Source organism: bacterium (genome assembly GCA_036524115.1).
Lineage (GTDB): Bacteria > JAUVQV01 > JAUVQV01 > JAUVQV01 > DATDCY01 > DATDCY01.
This window is the reverse complement of the sequence record DATDCY010000124.1, coordinates 1-18,744: the sequence shown is the minus strand read 5'-3', so window position 1 is coordinate 18,744 and position 18,744 is coordinate 1. Positions and strand designations below refer to the sequence as shown.

At 72.2% G+C, this 18,744-nt stretch carries 16 protein-coding genes; 4 read left to right on the top strand and 12 right to left on the bottom strand.

Annotation, left to right across the window (positions count from 1 at the left end):
- Positions 1-1,154 (top strand): DUF1343 domain-containing protein (locus VI078_05680; protein HEY5998778.1); only part of this gene is annotated, 1,154 nt, incomplete at its 5' end.
- On the opposite strand, the gene VI078_05675 is transcribed toward VI078_05680, so the two are convergent.
- Positions 1,145-1,738: a chalcone isomerase family protein gene (locus tag VI078_05675; GenBank protein ID HEY5998777.1), complete on the bottom strand. Its 594-nt coding sequence runs from the start codon at positions 1,736-1,738 to the stop codon at positions 1,145-1,147. The two genes, VI078_05680 and VI078_05675, sit on opposite strands and share 10 nt — an antisense overlap.
- Before the next feature lie 49 nt (positions 1,739-1,787).
- On the opposite strand from VI078_05675, the gene VI078_05670 reads away from it, so the two are divergent.
- Together VI078_05670 and VI078_05665 are read left to right on the top strand one after the other, a co-directional pair.
- Entirely contained in the window at positions 1,788-4,688 is a 2,901-nt protein-coding gene (locus VI078_05670; protein HEY5998776.1) for a PAS domain-containing protein, read from the top strand.
- Positions 4,689-4,722: 34 nt separating this feature from the next.
- Positions 4,723-5,091, top strand: coding sequence for a response regulator (locus tag VI078_05665; protein ID HEY5998775.1), 369 nt, complete (start codon positions 4,723-4,725; stop codon positions 5,089-5,091).
- 370 nt (positions 5,092-5,461) lie between these two features.
- On the opposite strand, the gene VI078_05660 is transcribed toward VI078_05665, so the two are convergent.
- Together VI078_05660 and VI078_05655 are read right to left on the bottom strand one after the other, a co-directional pair.
- Positions 5,462-6,880 carry an HD-GYP domain-containing protein gene (locus VI078_05660; GenBank protein HEY5998774.1) on the bottom strand — a complete coding sequence of 473 codons (1,419 nt, stop codon included), beginning with the start codon at positions 6,878-6,880 and terminating at the stop codon, positions 5,462-5,464.
- Positions 6,873-8,603, bottom strand: a complete 1,731-nt coding sequence (locus tag VI078_05655) for a HEAT repeat domain-containing protein (GenBank protein HEY5998773.1) — start codon at positions 8,601-8,603, stop codon at positions 6,873-6,875. The genes VI078_05660 and VI078_05655 overlap by 8 nt, the downstream gene beginning before the upstream one ends.
- A gap of 128 nt (positions 8,604-8,731) precedes the next feature.
- On the opposite strand from VI078_05655, the gene VI078_05650 reads away from it, so the two are divergent.
- A complete protein-coding gene (locus VI078_05650) occupies positions 8,732-9,130 on the top strand; it encodes a secondary thiamine-phosphate synthase enzyme YjbQ (GenBank protein HEY5998772.1) in 399 nt (132 codons plus the stop codon).
- A 43-nt stretch (positions 9,131-9,173) separates the two neighbouring features.
- On the opposite strand, the gene VI078_05645 is transcribed toward VI078_05650, so the two are convergent.
- The 9 genes from VI078_05645 to VI078_05605 all read right to left on the bottom strand — a co-directional run bounded on the left by VI078_05645 (position 9,174) and on the right by VI078_05605 (position 18,434).
- Positions 9,174-9,488: a hypothetical protein gene (locus tag VI078_05645; protein HEY5998771.1), complete on the bottom strand. Its 315-nt coding sequence runs from the start codon at positions 9,486-9,488 to the stop codon at positions 9,174-9,176.
- Positions 9,489-9,615: 127 nt separating this feature from the next.
- Positions 9,616-10,167 (bottom strand): LuxR family transcriptional regulator, encoded by a 552-nt coding sequence (locus VI078_05640; protein ID HEY5998770.1) that lies wholly within the window; start codon positions 10,165-10,167, stop codon positions 9,616-9,618.
- Between the two features lie 39 nt (positions 10,168-10,206).
- On the bottom strand, positions 10,207-11,889 hold the full coding sequence (ettA, locus tag VI078_05635; GenBank protein ID HEY5998769.1) for an energy-dependent translational throttle protein EttA: 1,683 nt from the start codon (positions 11,887-11,889) through the stop codon (positions 10,207-10,209).
- A 4-nt stretch (positions 11,890-11,893) separates the two neighbouring features.
- On the bottom strand, positions 11,894-13,702 hold the full coding sequence (locus tag VI078_05630) for a tetratricopeptide repeat protein (protein HEY5998768.1): 1,809 nt from the start codon (positions 13,700-13,702) through the stop codon (positions 11,894-11,896).
- Between the two features lie 32 nt (positions 13,703-13,734).
- A complete protein-coding gene (locus VI078_05625; GenBank protein ID HEY5998767.1) occupies positions 13,735-14,469 on the bottom strand; it encodes an ABC transporter ATP-binding protein in 735 nt (244 codons plus the stop codon).
- Complete coding sequence (locus VI078_05620; GenBank protein ID HEY5998766.1) at positions 14,466-15,296, bottom strand: ABC transporter ATP-binding protein; 831 nt, start codon at positions 15,294-15,296, stop codon at positions 14,466-14,468. Before VI078_05620 ends, VI078_05625 begins: the two co-directional genes overlap by 4 nt.
- A 24-nt stretch (positions 15,297-15,320) precedes the next feature.
- Positions 15,321-15,749, bottom strand: a complete 429-nt coding sequence (locus VI078_05615; protein ID HEY5998765.1) for a TA system VapC family ribonuclease toxin — start codon at positions 15,747-15,749, stop codon at positions 15,321-15,323.
- A 5-nt stretch (positions 15,750-15,754) separates the two neighbouring features.
- A complete protein-coding gene (locus VI078_05610; GenBank protein HEY5998764.1) occupies positions 15,755-15,994 on the bottom strand; it encodes a DUF2191 domain-containing protein in 240 nt (79 codons plus the stop codon).
- Positions 15,995-16,124: 130 nt separating this feature from the next.
- Positions 16,125-18,434: a PAS domain S-box protein gene (locus VI078_05605; protein ID HEY5998763.1), complete on the bottom strand. Its 2,310-nt coding sequence runs from the start codon at positions 18,432-18,434 to the stop codon at positions 16,125-16,127.
- Positions 18,435-18,744: the final 310 nt, after the last annotated feature.

Below are 18,744 nucleotides of genomic sequence, written 5' to 3'. Positions count from 1 at the left end.
GCCTCGAGGCCTTCGTCGCGGCGCCGCCGCGCCCGCTCGCCAGGGCGCGCCTCGGCCTGCTCTGCAACCAGGCCTCGGTCGACCGGCGCTACCGCCACGCCCGCGACCTGGTCGCGCGCGCCGCGGGGCGGCGGCTCACGGCGCTCTTCTCGCCGCAGCACGGGGTCTTCGGCGAGAAGCAGGACAACATGGTGGAGTCGGCGCACGGGCGGGATCCGGCGCTCGGCATCCCGGTGTACTCGCTCTACGCCGACGTGCGCCGCCCGACGGCGGAGATGCTCGCGGGCATCGACGCGCTGCTCGTGGACCTCCAGGACGTGGGCTGCCGCGTCTACACCTTCATCACGACGCTGCGCTACTGCCTCGAGGAGGCCGCCCGCCTCGGCAAGCGCATCGTCGTCCTCGACCGCCCCAATCCGATCGGCGGCGCGGTCGAGGGGAACCTGCTCACGCCGGCGATGCTCTCGTTCGTCGGTGCGCATCCGCTGCCGATGCGCCACGGCCTCACCCTGGGTGAGCTGGCGCGCCTGTTCGTTGCGGAGGGCGGCATCGACGTGGAGTTGGACGTGGTGCCGCTGCGCGGCTGGCACCGCCGCATGCTCTTTCGCGAGACGGGCCTGCCGTGGGTGCCGCCGAGCCCGAACATGCCGGCGCCGGAGACGGCGCTCGTCTACCCGGGGCAGGTGCTTCTCGAGGGGACGCTCCTCTCCGAGGGCCGCGGCACGACGCGCCCCTTCGAGTTCTGCGGCGCGCCCTGGATCGACCCGCCGGCGCTGTGCGCCGCGCTGCGGCGGCGCCGGCTCCCCGGCGTCGTCTTCCGCGAGGCCTGGTTCCAGCCGACCTTCCAGAAGTGGGCCGGGAAGGTCTGCGGCGGACTGCAACTCCACGTGACGGACGCCGCGACCTTCCGCCCCTACCGCACGACCCTCGCGCTGCTCGCCGAGATCCGGAGGCTCTGGCCCGGCGCCGAGCTCTGGCGCCAGCCGCCGTACGAGTACGAGACCGAGCGCTTGCCGATCGACCTGCTCACGGGCGATGCGCGCATCCGCGCGGGGTTGGATGCGGGGCGCCCGCCAGCCGCGCTGGAGCGTGCGTGGTCGCGCGAGCTGGCCGCGTTCGAGGCCCGCGCCGCGGCCTTCCACCTCTACCGCTGAGCGCCGGCGAGCATTCCTTCCTTCAGGCCGCCGTCCACCGGCTTCTCTCCGAGCCACACCGACCACAGCGCCCGCATGAAGTCCGCGCCCTCGATCGTCCCGCGCACCTTCCCCTTGACGGCGACCTCGGTCCCCTTCCCCGGGACGTACGTCAGCTCGATCCGCTCGTCCTTGTGCAGGTCCTCGTCGAACCAGCCGGCGAAGCGCTCGAGCCGCTCCTTGAGCTGCGGCAGCGCGGCGCCGGCGTTCGCGGCGAAGCCCTCGCGCCAGGCCTCGCGGATCTTCTCCGCCTCCACCTTCGAGTGCACGAAGTGCAGCACCGTGCGCTTGGGCTCGTCGGCGGCGATCGCCGCGACCCCGTCCGCCGTCGGCGTCGCCACGTACAGCGCGCCGAGGTAGACGCTGACGATGAACTTCGTGCGCACGCCGACGCCGTTGAGCCGGCATTCGCGGCCGCCGATCGCGACCGAGTCCGGGAAGGTGACGCCCTTCACGACCGCGGCCAGGGTGTCCGATGCGAACATCGCTGCCGCCGCCGCGACCGCTGCCGCCAGCGCGAACTGCCGCACGACCCTCGTGCCCATCGCTTCCCCTCCCCGGTTGCCCGCTCCGAGCGTGTCGGCGCATGGTACCATGCGCGCCATGGAGCCCGGCGAGACCTCGACGGCGGCCGCGGCCGCCCGCGAGGCCTACGTCCAGGCCGAGCTCGAGCGCGTCTTCCGCGAGTGGACCATCCGCGCCGCCTTCTCCGGCGCGCTGCTCTTCCTGCTCGTCGCCCCGCTGGACTTCATCAGCGCCCCGGAGCTGGCGCCCCGCTTCTTCGCCTACCGTCTCGCGGCCGCCGCCGGCCTGCTGCTGCTCCGGCAGGTGGCGGCGCGGACGACGGCGCCGGCCGTGCTGCGCGTCTCCCTGCTCTCGGCCGTCGCGCTCTCCGCGGTCACGATCGAGGTCATGATCCTCCTCCACGGCGGGCACCACTCGCCCTACCTCTCCGGGATGATCCTGATAGCGATCGTCGCCCTCGGCTTCATCCCGGCCAGCACGCGCTTCCAGATGCTGGTGGCCGGGGTGATCTACGTCGTCTTCCTGGTGCCGCTGCTGCTCTGGGGCGGGCCGACCGGCCCGAGGCAGTTCTTCACACAGAACTACCTGCTCGTCGCGATCCTCGCCGTGATGGTCGCCATGCGGCACCTGCACCGCATCTCGCTCGTGCGCGAGTTCGGCCTCGCCTACGACATCGCGGCCAAGGAGCGCCACCTCGAGAACCAGGTGGCCGAGCGCACCGACGAGCTCGTGCGCGCCGCGGCCCAGTGGCGGGCCACGTTCGACTCCGTCGGCGACGCGATCCTGATGCTCGACGGCGAGGGCCTCGTCGTGCGCGCGAACCGCGCCGCCGCCAGCCTCGCCCGCCTCGAGCACCGCCAGGTCCCGGGCACCGGCATTGCCAAGCTGCTGCAGGGCGCCCGCCTCGCCGGTGCGCTCGCGCCCCTGGAGGCGCAGCAGCGCACGGGCCTGCGCGTGTCGGCGGAGATCGCCCACGCCCTCACGGACCGCTGGTTCCTCGCCACGGCGGAGCCCGTGCACCCGGACCTGGAGCAGGCGGGGGGCACGGTGCTGACGCTGCGCGACATCACGGACGTCAAGGTCATGGAGCGGGCGCTGCGCGAGTCGCGCGACGACTGGCAGGAGACCTTCGACAGCATCCGCGAGGGGATCACGATCCACGACGCGGACTTCCGCGTCGTGCGCTCGAACGCGGCGGCGCGCCGGCTGCTCGGCCTCGGCGAGCGCCCGCTCGCTCCGCGCCCCTGCTTCGAGCTCTTCCACGGGCTCGCCGAGCCGATCGGCGGCTGCCCGGGCCGCGAGACCCTGCGCACGCGCCAGCCGACGACCGTCGACCTCGACGAGCCGCACCTCGGCCGCTACCTCGAGATCACGGCGCTGCCGCGCCGCGGCGGGGGCATCACCCACGTGGTCCACGACGTCTCCGAGCGCAAGCTCGCGATGGACGAGCTCAACCACGCGGCCGCCCGCCTGCAGCGCATCCTCGGGCGCGCCCCGTTCGGGGTCTTCATCGTCGACGACGACCTGCGCGTGGAGTTCGCCAACCCCGCGATGGTCGCGATCTCGGGGTACGCCCGGGACGAGTTCGTCGGCGCCTACCTCCACGGGTTCCCCGGGTTCCTCGAGCCCGGCATCGCCACGGAGGTCCAGGGCGCGATCGAGGGCGTGCCCTTCGCGGTGGGCCCCGCCGGCTACCGCAGCCGCGACGGGCGGCTGGTGGTCGGCCGGTTCACCGGCATCCCGATCGAGGAGGAAGGCCGGCGCAAGGCGCTCGTCTTCGTCGAGGACGTGACCTCCCTCTCCCAGGCCGAGCAGGAGCGCCACCGGCTGCAGGCGCTGCTGCTGCAGGCGCAGAAGATGCAGTCGATCGGGACCCTCGCCTCCGGGATCGCCCACGACTTCAACAACATCCTGCTCGCCGTGATCGGGTTGACCGACGCCGCCAGCGAGCAGCTCGCGGAGGGACATCCGGCGCGGCGGCAGCTCGATGACGTCATCGGCGCGGCCGAGCGCGGCTCGGACCTCGTGCACCAGATCCTCGCGTTCGGGCGCAGGCAGGAGCTGCGCATGCGCCCCGTCGAGCCGTCGCGTCTGGTCGCCGAGATCCGGGGGATGCTGGCGCACGTGCTGCCGAAGACGATCGCGATCGGGTGCCGCACGGACGAGGAGCCCCCGCCCGTCGTCGCGGACTCGGCGCAGATCGGTCAGGTGCTCCTGAACCTCGCGATCAACGCCCGCGACGCGATGCCCGGGGGCGGCACCCTCTCGTTCGTGACCGGCGCGGCGGTCGTGGAGGCGGACGCGCCGGCGCATCCGGGCGTGCCTCCCGGGCGCTACGCGGTGATCAGCGTGCGCGACACGGGCGTCGGCATGGAACCCGACCTCGTGCCCCGGATCTTCGACCCCTTCTTCACGACGAAGGAGCCCGGCCAGGGAACGGGGCTCGGCCTGGCCACCGCGTACGGGATTGTCTCCCAGCATGGCGGCGCGCTGCGCGTCGAGAGCGCGCCAGGGGCGGGATCGACCTTCTTCGTCTACCTCCCGGCGGCCCCTGGGGCGCAGCCCGCCGACGCGTCGCCCGTGCCGGGCGGCACCGAGGCCATCCTGCTCGTCGGGGACGACGCGACGGCGCGGCGGGCCATCGGCGGCCGCCTCGCCGATCTCGGCTACCGGGTCCGGTTCGCCGCCGGCGGGGAGGAGGCGCTGCTGCTGCTCGAGGCGGACGGCTTCCGCCCCGACCTGCTGCTGTGCGATGGTGCGCTGCGCAGCGTGGGCGTGCGCCAGGTGGCCGCAGCCGCCCGGGCACGGGTGCCGGGGTTGCGGGTGGTGTTCCTCTCCAGCCACCCGGCGTCGCAGCTGATGCAGAGCGGCCTGGCCGCGCCCGGGGACCTGCTGCTCCCGCGGGACCTCGGGACCGAGGAGATCGCCCGGCGGCTGCGCGAGGTGCTCGGCGGCGGCGTGCTAAGATGACCGCCCGGGGAGCGCAACCACCGCGGGAGGGGGCATGGCCAAGAAGATCCTGATCGTCGACGACGAGGAGACCAGCCGCAGGATCCTGACCCTGGCACTCGAGGGACGCGGCCACGATCTGATCTACGCGAAGGACGGGCAGGAGGCCGTGGACCTCGCGGTGCGCGAGGCGCCGGACCTGATCGTCATGGACATCGACCTGCCGAAGATGAACGGCTACGACGCCGCCCGGAAGATCAAGACGACGCCCGGGCTGCGCTTCACGAGGATCGCCGCGGTGACGGCCCGCACGGTCCAGTACTCCGAGCAGATGGCGCGCCAGGCGGGGTGCGACGACTTCATCACGAAGCCCTACCGCCTCGCCGCCATCCGCGAACGGTTAGCCCGTCTGCTCGGAAGCTGAAAAGGGCCCATCTGCGGCGTCGGGCTCCTTGCGCCTGCCTGCGGCGGGCACCAGCCCGCCTCAGCATTCGCTTCGTCTCCCTCCTTGCATCTGGACCCTTTTGAGCTTCCTCGACCCGTTCTTGTCCGTCCCTTGGCACGCCCATCCTCGCTTCCTTGCCATGGCGCACCCGGACGCTCCCGCGACGCCGGCGCAGCAGAGGACCGTGCCCTCCTTGCACCTGGACCCTTTTGAGCTCCCTCGACTCGTTCTGGAGATCGTCACGTTCCCTCTCTCCCCTTTGGCAAAGGGGGGAAGGGGGGGATTTCAAGGACATGACGTGCGGAACGAGTCACCAGGCCGGCAGGGACGCCGCGCCTGAGGGTGAGGGTCAGACGAAGTAGCGGGCGACGTCGATCCCGTGCGCGCGCGCATCCAGCGTGCGCACGATGCGCCGGGCGGCGCCGGCCCCGGCGAGGTCGACGGGCTCGCCGTCCAGCGGCGTCCCGTCCGGCGTCGCGATGACCAGCACCGCGGGGGACTCCCAGAGATCCGGGTCGGGGTTGCTGCGCGCGACCACGGCCAGCTCGCCGCTCGCGAGCTGGCAGAGCGTCCCGGCCGGGTAGAGGCCGAGCGTGTTGGCGAAGAGCTTCCCGAGCACGGGGTCGAAGAGCGTCCCGCTGTTCTTGACGATGTAGCGCAGCGTCTCCTCCGGCGGCACCGCGACGCGCCGGTAGACGCGCGAGGAGGTCAGCGCGTCGTAGCAGTCCGCGATGGCGACGATGCGCCCGCTGAGGCTCACCCCCTGCGGCTGGGGCAGGCGCGGGTACCCCGAGCCATCGAGGTTCAGGTGGTGCTCGAACGCGCCCTGCATGATCCGCGCGGTCAGCGCGTCCGCCCCCTTGAGCCGCAGCAGCTCCCGGACGCCGTAGACCGGGTGGCGCCGCACGAGAGCCCACTCCTGCTCGTCGAAGGCCCCCGGCTTGTTGAGGATGGCGAGCGGGATGCACGACTTGCCGATGTCGTGGAAGACGGCGGCCATCCCCAGCTCGACGAGGCGGTTCTTGCCGAGGCCGACGCGCTGGCCGATCGCGATCGAGAGGATGCCGACGTTCACCGAGTGGTTGTAGGTGTACTCGTCGTGGCAGCGCAGGTTCGTCAGGCCGAGCAGGTTCGCCTCCGCCGACAGCAGCTGGTCGATCATCGTCTGCACGACCCGTTTGGCGCGCTTGAGCCGCAGGGCCTTGCCGACCTTGACGTTCTCCATGACCTCCGAGACGACCTCGATCGTCTGCGCATAGAGCCCCTTCGCGCGCTCCTTGGCGTCGGTCTCCACCTTCGAGGCGGCCGGCGCGTGGTCGGGCATGCGTTCGACCTCGATGCCCACGAGGCCGGCAGCCACCGTGCGGGCGAGCAGCGCGCCGCAGGGGTCCGCCGGGGGGGCCGCCTCGATCTCGCGCAGCAGGCCGAACCACGCCGCGATCTCCGCCGGACCGGCCTTCGACGTGAACGCGACGGAGCCGATGCCGCAGCGCTTGAGCGCGCGCATCGTGGCGAGGAACGCGTCAAAGCCGGCGGCGTCGGGCTTGAGCCGCTGCTCGCCGACGTACAACGTGTCGTCGTGGTAGGCGAGCAGCCCCTCCTCGCGCCGGCGCTCGAACTCGTCGACGAGCGCGGCCAGCTCGGCCAGCGGCTGCGCGAGGGCCGGGTGTCCCGGGGCGTAGTGGCCGGCGGTCTTGTAGAGCACGAAGAACGCGCGGACGAACCGCTTGCCCAGACGCAGGAGCTGCTCGTCGACGCGCTCAGCCACGGCCGGCCTCCGGCGGTCCGCCCGTGCGCCGGGCGGCCGTGTCCCCCGCGCCCCGCGCCGGCGCACGCAGCGCCTTGACGACGATCTCCCGGACCTCGCCGCGCTTGGCTTCTGCCGCCTCGCGCAGGATCGCGATCGCCTCCGGCGTGCCGAGGCGGCGCAGGCCGGCGCAGGCGCAGGCCGTGTCATCGAGTTCCTTCGCCTGCCCGAAGAGGCGGCGCTTGAGCAGCATCTCCCGCAGCCGCGGCAGTGTCTGGGCGGGGGCGAGCGCCGCGAGCGCCTCCCACACGACCTCGCGCTCCTCCAGCGCCCGCTCGCCGAAGGCCGGGGTGCCGACGAGCGCGAGCAGGCGCTCGGCGGCGGCGCGCGAGCCGCGGCGCGCCAGGCCACGCGCGGCCGCAATGCGCAGCGACGGCGCCTCGTCGCCGAGGAACGCGAGGATCACGGACTCGGCCGCCGCATCCGCGGTCTCCTCGAAGTACAGCAGCACCTCCTTGCGGACCCGCGCGTCGCGGTGGCCGACACAGCGGCGTATGGCCTGGGCCGTCTCCGGCCCGCCGATGCGGCGCAGGATGTAGACCATGTTGCGCACGAGGTACCAGCGGGGATCCGCGAGGAAGGGCAGGAACAGCTCGGGGAGACCGCGGCCCGTCTCGGCCAGGCCCTCGATGAGCACCTTGCGCGCCTCCTTCCCGGGGGCGTCGCCGAGCATGCGGCAGAATGGCTCGATCCCGTGGCGGCCGAGCGCCACGACGAGCGCGCGCAGCTGCCCGAGGTCCACCCCGCCGTCGCGGGAGAGCAGCCGCGTGAAGCCCTCGGTCACGGCGGGCGTGATCACCCGCCCGCGGGTCTCCTCGATCCGCGCCGCCCGCTCTGCCGGCACGCCGGGGGCGGCCGCCGCCGCGACGAGCACGCGGAGCAGGGCGGTGGTCTCGGCGGTGCGGGCGGTGAGCAGCAGGTCGCCGCAGAGGTGCGCCACGATGTCGAGGAACTCCCCGAGAACCGCCGGGTCCTGCTCCGCCACCAGGATGGCCTGGAGGATGCGACCCATGTCCTCCAGCGGCGTGCGCTCCTCCTCCGCCGCGACGAGCGCCCGCAGCGCGGCCAGTTCCTCCTCGCCGAGGGAGAAGATCTGCTGGGCCGGGGGCAACGGCGCGGCGGGAGGCGGCGGCGCGGCGGCGAGCGTGGCGGCGTAGCGGCGGATCGCGCCTGCCTGGGCGGCGGGGGGCGGCGCGGCCACCGCCTTGATCCCCTCGGCGCTCGCCGGCGGCAGCTCCGCAAGCGTGTAGGCGATGTGGGGCAGCTCCGCGGACCAGAGGCGCGTGGCGATGTCGTCCTCGTCCGCCTCCTGCGACGACCGCCCCACGACCTCGATGAGCGCCCGCAGCTCGCGCGGCTCGACGCCCTCCTCGATGGTCAGCGAGCGGATGCCGTCGGCGTACATCCGGAAGGCGATGTTCTCGCGCAGCTCCGGGCTCGTGTAGATCGTCGCGCCGTTGCAGAGCAGGCTCTGGTGGGTCAGCTCCAGCTCGAGCGCGCCGTACTTCCCGAGGTGCTCGTCCACGCGACGGCGGAACTCCTCGAAGAACCTCTCGTGCAGCGGGTTGTTCGGCAGGTACATCGTGAAGCCCCGGTCGGCCTTGGCCAGGGACTGGACGACAAGGCCGGCGGAGGCGGCTTCCGCCTTGTCGGCGAGGCGGTCGTCCGCACCGGTGTCCGTCACGTGGCGATCCTCCGAGGGTGACGGGGGGATCATACCGCGTCCGGGCGGCTTCCTGCTACCATGGCGCCCGCGCGGGGCCAGAACGGCGGCCGCAAGGCCGACCGCCGCGCGGACGGAGGAGGGGTGCGATGGACATCGCCGTGAAGACGAGCGCGCGCTGCCAGCTCGTGGACATCACGGCGGAGGTGCGGCGGGCGGTGCGCGCCTCCGGGGTGCGCGACGGGCTCTGCCTCGTCTGGTGCCCGCACACCACCGCCGGGATCACCGTGAACGAGAACGCGGACCCCGACGTCCCCGCGGACCTGCTGATGGGGCTCGGCCGCGTGGTCGACGAGCGCTGGCCCTTCCGCCACGGCGAGGGCAACAGCGACGCCCACCTCAAGTCCTCGCTCGTGGGCTGCGAGCGCACGATCGCCGTGCGCGGCGGCGACCTGCGGCTCGGCACGTGGCAGGCGGTCTGGTTCTGCGAGTTCGACGGCCCGCGCAGCCGCCGGGTGGAGATCACGGTCCTCGCCGGCGCGCGCTAGGACTCCCCGCGCCGGGCCCCACCGCATGCGGGCACAGCCCGCGCTAGACCTGGACCTCCCGCAGCCTGTTCAGGAGCACGATCGACATCTGGAACCTGCCGGACTCCTCCCGCTGCACGCTCTTGTAGAAGTCGCACTCCTGGCAGTTCTTGAACTTGTTGGCGAAGGCCGCCTGGACCGCGCCGCCGCAGAGCGTCCCGGCCACGACCCAGCACGACCGGCCCGCGTTCTTGCCCCCGTGCACCCCGTCCAGGTTGCGGTTGGTCGCCGCCGGGCAGATGCCCAGATGACGAACGTGGACGCCGCCGATTTCCCGCCCGCACTGATGCACTTCCCAGCAGTTCTTCTTCGCGCTCATCGTCTCCCCTTCGACTGCCTTCGGCCTGGTCGCGCCGTCCGCCCCGCGCGGGCGCCGCGCCGTACCCTGAAGGAGATGATAGCGGTTCTGGAGAATTATTCCATCCTACTTTGGTCGGATATCCCGCCTAGCGATGGCAGGAGGTCATGAGCAGGCGCACGAGCGCGACACGGTTCTTCACGCCGACCTTCTCGTAGACGCTGCTCAGGTGGTCCTTCACGGTCTGCTCGCTGATCCCCAGCTCGGCGGCGATGTCCTGGTTCTTCTCGCCGTCGAGGACGTGCTGGACGAGGTCGGCTTCGCGCCGGGTCAGCCGGTAATCCTGCCGCGCGACGTTGAGGTCGATCTGGCTCGACGCCGTGATCTCGAACAGGTAGACGCAGACCAGCGGCGGCGGCCCCGGACGGTGGGTGAACCGGAACATCCAGCGGCGCGCCGCCTGGCCGATCTCCCGCGAGAGGCAGACCTGGCCGGGGAACCGCTCCGCGAACGAGCCGTCGGCGAGCGCCCGGAACATGTTCCGGCAGATCACCTGGACTTCGGCCGGCAGCGCGTGGTGCTCGAGGAACCTGGCCGCCCGGGCGTTGCAGTAGGCAACGCGCAGGTCCGCGCGGAACACCAGGACGCCGAGCGGGCACTTCTCCAGGGCGAACAGCAGGATCTCCGCCGACGGGTCCATCGTCCTCCCTCCTCACGCGGCGCCGCGGCCACGCCGCGGTCAGCGCGTCAGCTTGCGGTACTTGATGCGGTGCGGGGTCTCGGCGGCGGCGCCGAGGCGCTTCTTGCGGTCCGCCTCGTACTCCGAGTAGTTGCCGTCGAAGTACACCACCTGGCTGTCGCCTTCGAAGGCGAGCATGTGCGTCGCGATGCGGTCGAGGAACCAGCGGTCGTGGCTGATGACCACCGCGCAGCCGGCGAAGCTCTCGAGCGCCTCTTCCAGCGCGCGCAGCGTGTTGACGTCCAGGTCGTTGGTCGGCTCGTCGAGCAGCAGCACGTTCGCACCGGCCTTGAGGATGCGCGCCAGGTGCACCCGGTTGCGCTCGCCCCCCGAGAGCTCGTTGACGCGCTTCTGCTGGTCGGCGCCGGAGAAGTTGAAGCGCGCCGCGTAGGCGCGGGCGTTCACGCTGCGCTTGCCGAGCTGGATCGTGTCCTGGCCGTCGGCGATGACCTCCCAGAGCGTGCGCGAGGGGTCGAGGATGTCGCGCGACTGGTCCACGTACGCCAGCTTGACGGTGTCCCCGAGGCGGATCGTCCCCGCGTCCGGCTGCTCCTGCCCGGTGATCATGCGGAAGAGCGTCGTCTTGCCGGCGCCGTTGGGGCCGATCACGCCGACGATGCCGCCGCGCGGCAGCGAGAAGCTCAGGTTGTCGATGAGCAGGTTCTCGCCGAAGGCCTTGCGCACCCCCTGCGCCTCGATGACGAGGTCGCCGAGCCGCGGGCCGGGGGGGATGTAGATCTCCAGCTCGTCGACGCGCTTCTCCGCCTCCTGGCCGAGGAGCTGCTCGTACGCCGTGATGCGCGCCTTGCCCTTGGCGTGGCGCCCCTTCGGGCTCATGCGGATCCACTCCAGCTCGTGCTGGAGCGTCTTCATGCGCTGGGTCTCGGCCCTGGCCTCCTTCTCGAGGCGCTGCTCCTTCTGCTCGAGCCACGAGGAGTAGTTGCCCTTCCAGGGGATCCCCTCGCCGCGGTCCAGCTCGAGGATCCAGCCGGCGACGTTGTCGAGAAAGTAGCGGTCGTGCGTGACGGCGATGACGGTGCCCTCGTAGGCCTGGAGGTGGTGCTCGAGCCAGGCGACGGTCTCGGCGTCGAGGTGGTTGGTCGGCTCGTCGAGCAGCAGCACGTCCGGCTTCTGCAGCAGCAGCCGGCAGAGCGCGACGCGGCGGCGCTCGCCGCCCGAGAGCGTGTCCACGGGGGTGCTGCCTTCGGGGCAGCGCAGCGCGTCCATCGCCATCTCGAGCTGCGAGTCCAGGTCCCAGGCGTTGCGGGCGTCGATCTTCTCCTGGACGACGCCCTGGCGCTCGATGAGCGCGTTCATCGCATCGTCGTCCATCGGCTCGGCGAACTTCGCCGAGATCTCGTTGAACTCGTGCAGCAGCGCGACGGTGTCGGCCACGCCTTCCTCGACACACTGGCGCACGGTCGTGCCGGGCTTGAGGTGCGGCTCCTGCTCGAGCAGACCGAAGGTGATGCCGGGCGTCGACACGACCTCGCCGTTGTACTCCTTGTCCACGCCGGCGATGATCTTCAGCAGCGTGCTCTTGCCCGACCCGTTGAGGCCGAGCACGCCGATCTTCGCGCCGTAGTAAAAGCCGAGCGAGATGTCCTTGATCACCGGCCGCTTGTCGCGGAACCGGCTGACCCGGACCATCGAGAAGATCACCTTGTTCGCTTCGACCGCCATCGTGTCACCTCGTCTGTTTCGTTGCCCGTCCCCGGGAAGGGGGGGATTGTGCCTGCTTCCCGGGAGAAGTCAAGAAACTGCCGGCGTCACCCGCGGGGCCGGCGCGCAGCCGCTGGACCTCGCGGAGACCCTCGCGGGCCTCGGCGAGCCCCGGATCGAGCCGCGCGGCTTCCGTGAAGGCGGCCGCGGCTTCCTCCAACCGGCCCGCGCGGCCGAGCAGCGCTCCCAGGTTGCTCCAGCCCGGGGCGCTGCCCGGGAAGCGCGAGACCAGTTCCCGCAGGATGGCCGCGGCCTCGTCCTCCCTGCCCTGCTCCACCAGCAGATCCGCGATCGCCCCCAGCGCTGCGGGGTCCTCGGGACGAAGGCGCGCCTCCTCGTCGAGCCAGCCGAGCGCCGTCCGCGGGTCGCCGAGGCGCAGCGCGTTCTCGGCCAGCAGGTAGCGCAGCCGCGGGTAGCCGGGAAAGGTCTCCAGCACGGCGCGGTACTGGTCATCGGCCTCCGCGAGGCGGCCGGCCGCGGTGAGCGCGTGGCCCAGGTTGGCCCGGGCCAGCAGGTTGCCCGGGCTCAGCGCCACTGCCCGCCCGAACAGCGCCACCGAGTCCCGCCAATAGAGACACTGCCGCCAGGTCGCGGCAGCCAGCAGCAGCGACACGGCGGCCGCGGCCGCGATGGCGGCCGCGGGACGGCGTGCGGCCGCCGGTCGCAGGCTCCAGACCAGCGCCAGCGCCGGCCCGATGAGCGGGAGGTAGGTGTAGCGGTCGGCCATGCCCTGCACGCCGACCTGGATCAGACCGCTCATCGGGAGCAGCGCCACCGGGTACCAGAGCCAGCCGACGGTCAGGTACGGCCATCTCCGCCAGGCCATCGCGGCTCCCGCGGTGGCCGCGGCAAACACCGCGCCTCTCCAGATCGCGCCGGCCAGCGGTCGGTGTCCAGCCACGTGCATGGTGAGCACCGAGAGATCCCCGGGCCAGAGCAGCCGCTCCAGATAGCCCCAGACAGCGGATACGGCGGACGCGGCGCGGATGGCAGGCGTGGCGATCCCTTCCACGTCCACCGCCCCCCCCATGCGCTGCGCGACGTAGGTGACGATGGCGGCGGCGGCCGACATGGCCAGCAGCGGCGCTTTTTCCAGCACGCACGGCCGCGCCGTCCCCCAGATGGCGCCCGCGGACGAGAGCGGCCGCGCGCCCGGCGTCGGCACCCGGGGTCGCAGCCGGCCGAACGGCCAGAAGTCCAGCAGGAAGAGCACGACCGGCAGCGTGACCACGGACGCCTTGGACATCAATCCCAGCGCGTGGGCCGCGACGACCGCGAGGTAGCGCGCGCCCGACGGCCGGCGCAGGTAACCCGTCCATGCCAGCAGCGTCAGCATCCAGCACAGGCCGGCGAGGACGTCCTTGCGCTCGGACGCCCAGGCCACCGACTCGACCCGCAGCGGGTGGAGCGCGAAGAGCAGGGCGACCGCCAGGGACGCCCCGGGCGCGCCGGTCGCCCGGCGCAGGAAGGCCCAGAGCAGGATGGCCGTGGCCACGTGGATCAACAGGCTCACGCCATGGTGCGCGCCCGGGTGCATGCCGAAGAGCGAAACGTCCGCCAGGTGCGAGAGGCGGGTCAGCGGCATCCAGTTCCCCTGCTCCGTGGCACGCGCGGCCCAGGCCACGGCGTGCGGCGAGAGACCGCGGGAAACGATCGGGTGCCGGACGATCCCCGCCTCGTCGTCGTAGGAGACGAAGCCGTTGCCCAGGACCGGGAGGAACGCGGCCAGCACGAGCAGCGCGATCAGGGCGGGCCCGGCCGCCAGGCGGAGCAATCGGGCCGCCGTGCGCCGGTTGTCTCCCCCCGTCATCCGCCCAGATATGCCGCCCGCACCGCCGGGTCGTGCAACAGCTCGACGCCGGTGCCGCTGCGGACGATCGCGCCGGTCTCGAGCACGTGCGCGCGGTGCGCCGCGTGCAGCGCGAGGTTCGCGTTCTGCTCGACGAGCAGGACCGTCGTGCCCGCCGCATTGATCTCGCCGAGCACCCGGAAGATCTCGCGCACGAGCACCGGCGAGAGGCCCATCGAGGGCTCATCCAGCAGCAGCAGGCGGGGCCGCGACATCAGCGCGCGCCCCACCGCGAGCATCTGCTGCTCGCCGCCGGAGAGCGTGCCGCCCATCTGGCGCAGGCGCTCGCGCAGGCGCGGGAAGATCGCGAAGACGCGCTCGAGGTCCGCGGCGATGCCCCGCCCGTCGCGCTGCTTCCCGAACCGCCGCTGCCAGGTGGCGAGGCGCAGGTTCTCCGCGACGGAGAGGTTGCCGAAGATCCCCCGCCCCTCCGGCACCTGCGCGATCCCGAGCGCCACGATGCGGTGCGCCGGCACGCGCGCGAGGTCCGTCCCGTCGTAGACGACCGCGCCGGCGCGCGGCACCACGCCCGAGATCGCCCGCAGGATCGAGCTCTTGCCGGCGCCGTTGCCGCCGATGAGCGTGACGATCTCGCCGCGCCGCACGTCGAACGAGACCTCGCGCACCGCGCTGATCCCGCCGTAGGCGACGGACAGGCCGCGCACCGACAGCAGGACGTCAGCGGCGCTCACGGCGGCCCTCCCCCGGTGCCAACGCCGCTCGCGCCGGAAGCGCCCTCCTCACCGAGGTACGCCTCGAGCACCCGCGGGTGGGCGCGCACCTGGGCGGGCGTCCCGGCGGCGATCGTGGCGCCGAAATCCAGCACCGTCAGGCGCTCGCAGATGCCCATCACGAGCCGCATCTGGTGCTCGATGAGCAGGATCGTCAGCGAGAAGCGCTCGCGCACCCAGGCGATCAGCTCCATCAGCCCGCCGATCTCGCTCGGGTTCATCCCCGCCGCAGGCTCATCGAGCAGCAGCAGCCGCGGCCGCAGCGCCAGCGCCCGCGCGATCTCCAGCCGCCGCTGAAGACCGTACGGCAGGCTCGCCGCGGTCTCCCCGGCGAGGCGCTCGAGCTTGAGCAGCGCCAGCAGCTCGCGCGCCTCGGCGATGATGCGCTCCTCCTCCCGGCGCATCCCGCCGCCGTGCAGCAGCGCCCCCGCGGTGCCGTAGCGCGCCGTGGCGTCGAGCGCGGTCCGCACGTTGTCGAGCACCGTCGCGTCGCGGAAGAGCCGGATGTTCTGGAAGGTGCGCGCGATGCCGAGGCGCGAGATCTCGTGGGTCGCCCGGCCGACCAGCTCCTGCCCGTCGAAGCGGATGCTTCCCGAGCTGGCGCGGTAGACGCCGGAGATCAGGTTGAAGACCGTGGTCTTGCCCGCGCCGTTCGGCCCGATCACGCCGACCAGCTCGCCGGGCGCGACCGCGAGCGAGAACTCGTTGACGGCGATCAGCCCGCCGAAGCGGTGCGTGAGGTTGCGGATGTCGAGCAGCGCCCGGGCCGCAGCAGCGTCTTCGGCCATCGCCATGCGGCGGGTCGTTCCGGCCTAGAAGGGGTCGGTGACGCTCAGCCCGCTGAAACGGCTGAAGTCACGGTCCCCGGTGATGATCTCACCGACGCCGTGCTCCCGGCAGAGCGCGGCGATGTGCGCGTCGTGGAGCAGGTTGCCCGCGGCGCCGGACTCTGCGATCACCTGCCGCATGATCTCGGGGTGGCGTTCTGTCTCCCGCAGCAGCACGAGCGAGGGCGATGCCAGGATGTGCCCGACATCTTCGAGGGCGCGCGCGAGCGGCACCGGCGGCGAGAACACCCGCGGGTGGGTGACGACGCGCAGGAACTCGTAGACGCAGGGCCAGGGGAGGGCCCAGGGTGTCACACCCTCCGCCAGCGAGGTCAGGACTTCACGCGCCCGGGCATGCTTCGGGCTGCCCGCTATCTCCGCGAAGACCAGGACGTTGGTGTCGACCGCGACCACGCGTTTCAGCGCCCGTCCATGAGGTCAAAGAGGGCGTCCCGGTCCAGGAGATCGACGCCAGGACGCGTCTGCGCCTCCCACCCCTTGAGATCGAGACGGTACGGATCGCGGGGACGGTTCCCGATCTCAATGGAATGGCGGATCAGGTCGTTGGCGACCGCCTGCATCGAGCGCCCCTCCCGGGCGGCGCGCAGGCGCAGCTTCTGCAATAGATCATCGTCCAGAGCCAGGGTTGTGCGCTTCATACATCAAAATGTAGCGCTCGCACATCAAGATGTCAAGGCGAGAGATCCAGGGCCTTCCTGCACTCGTCGCCGAACTGACTGATCACGCGGACGGCGACCTTCCGGCCTTGGGCGCGGACCCCGATCACCCTCAGCCGAGCGCCCGCTCGAGCGCACCCTCGAGGTCCGCGACCCGGTATGGCTTGCGCAGCGCTGCCCGGAACCCGTGCTCCTGATACGAGGCGATCGCCGCGTCCTCCGAGTAGCCGCTGGACACGATCGCCCGCACGGAGGGCTCGATCTCCTGCAGCCGGCGCAACGCCTCCTTCCCGCCCATGCCGCCGCGGACCGTCAGGTCCAGGATCACCAGATCGAACGGCGCTCCAGCGGCGCGCGCCTGCTGGAAGAGCGCGACGGCCTCGCCGCCGTCCGGGGCGATCTCGACCTCGTGTCCCAGGCGCCGGAGCATCGAGGCGGCGACCCGCTGGAGCAGCGGATCGTCGTCCATGAGCAGGACCCGCCTGCCGGCGCCCGCGGCGGCGCGCGGCTCGGGCACGCGCGCCTCGGGCACACTCGCCGAGGCAGGCAGGTAGACGGAGAAGACCGAGCCTCGTCCGACCTTCGACGAAACGCGGATCTCGCCGCCGTGGCCCACCACGATCGCGTGGGTGGACGCCAGACCGAGGCCGCTGCCGGCCTCCTTCGTGCTGAAGTAGGGGTCGAAGATCCTCCCGAGGTGCTCCGGCGGTATCCCGCGGCCCTCGTCGCGGACCGAAATCTCCACGAAGTCGGCCGCGCCCGGGATGCCGGCGGCGAGGAGCTCCGCCGCGGGCGCGTTGCGCACGGCGATCGTGATGCGCCCTCCCTCGGGCATGGCCTGGAGGGCGTTGAGGACCAGGTTGTGAACGGCCTGTGCGATCTGCCCCTCGTCAACCTCCACGGCGCGCACCTCGGGCCCGACGAAGAACTCGCAGGCGATGCTCGAGCCGCTCAGCGCGAACCTCGCCGCGGCCTCGACCAGGGGCCCCGGCGCCACCACCTTCTTCACCGGCTGGCCGCCCTTGGCGAAGGCCAGGAGCTGATTCGTCAGGCTCACGGAGCGGTGCAGCGCGGTCTCGGCCTGTTCGAGCAGCGCCCGCGCCTCCTCGGGGCGATCCAGCGCGTGGAGGGCGAGCGAGATCGACCCGCTCACGCCCTGCAGGAGATTGTTGAAGTCATGCGCAATCCCGCCGGCGAGCGTCCCGACCGACGCCAGCTTGGCCGCCGTCAGGGCGTGCTCCTGCACCTGCTTGCGCAAGGTCAGGTCGCTGAGCACGCCGCGCAGTCCCGCCGGCTGCCCGTCCCGGTAGACGACGGCGGAGTCGATCGTCATCGGGAAGCTGGTCCCGTCCTTGCGCAGCGCCCCGTACTCCTGGAGGCTGTCCGGGTTCCCGGCCAGCCGGCGGGCCACGGCCGCGCCGGCGCGCTCCCGATCCTCGGCGACGATCCCCTCGAGCACGTTCAGCCCGCGCTCGATGTCCTCGCGGGTGTAGCCGAAGATTTCGAGGCCCGCGCGGTTGACGTACGTGAAGCGTCCCTGCCGGTCGAATTCGAAGACGGTCAGCGGCAGGGACTCCGCCAGCTCGCGGTAGCGCAGCTCGCTCTCGCGCAGGTGCGCCTCGGCGAGCTTGCGGTCGGTGACGTCGCGGGTCACGCTCACCACGTGCGGGACGCCGTCGATCGTGATGAGCGAGGCCGACATCAGGCCCTCGCGCACGCTGCGATCCTTCATGCGGAAGCGCGCCTCGAGGTCCCGCACCTCGCCGCTGGCCCGCAGCGCCGCCAGCAGGCGCTCGCGGTCGCCGGGGTCCACCCAGAGTCCCAGGTCGAGCGGGGTTGTGCCGAGCACCTCGGCCTCCGCGAAGCCGGTGGTCCGGGTGAAGCCGGGGTTCACCGCGACGTACAGCCCGTCGCCAAGGCGGTTGATGCCGATCGACTCCGGGCTGGTCTCGAAGACCTTGCGGAATCGCTCCTCGCTGAGCTGCAGCGACCGCTCGACGCGGCGCAGCTGCGTGATCTCCGTCGAGACACCGCACAGGCCGCTGATCTGCCCGTCGGGCTCGCGCAGGGGGAATTTGACCGTCCACCACGTACGCGGCTGTTCGCCGGCGCCCACCGCGAGCGTCTCCTCCCCGGACACCGTCTCCCCGCGTCCGAGGACGGCGAGGTCGCCGTCCCGGATTGCGGCGGCCGCCGGCGGCGGGAAGATCTCGTCGTCGAACGCGCCGGTGATGCCCTGCGCCCGCGCGCCGAACAGCTCGCGCGCGGCGCGATTGGCGTAGACATACCGGCGCCCGGCGTCCTTGACGAAGATGCAGGCGCCGACGGCGTCCAGGATCGTCTTGAGCCTTTCCGGGTCATCCCAGCGGGTGTCCCCGCCGGACCCTCCCTCCCCCGCCGCGGGTTCTTCGCGCCGCTCCATGTCGCTCCGTTTCGTCTCTCGTTTCCGTCCCGCCATCCGTGGCGCCGGCCGTCGTCAATCGGCGCCCCCCGGGTCCCGGCCGAACTGGCCGTTCGAAGACCGTGGTGCCGTTGAGGATCGGGGTGTCCGACGGCATGGCCTATTGTACCCGCTTCAGCCGCCGGCCAAGCTTGTTGACAGGTGGCGCCGGGACGCCGAGAATCCCTCCCGGAAATACAGCCGGGGTGCACGATGATCGTTTGCCGACGCGCCGCCGTGGTCGCAGGGTTGTCGACCGCCCTCGCTCTCTGCGCGGGCGCCGCCACGGCCG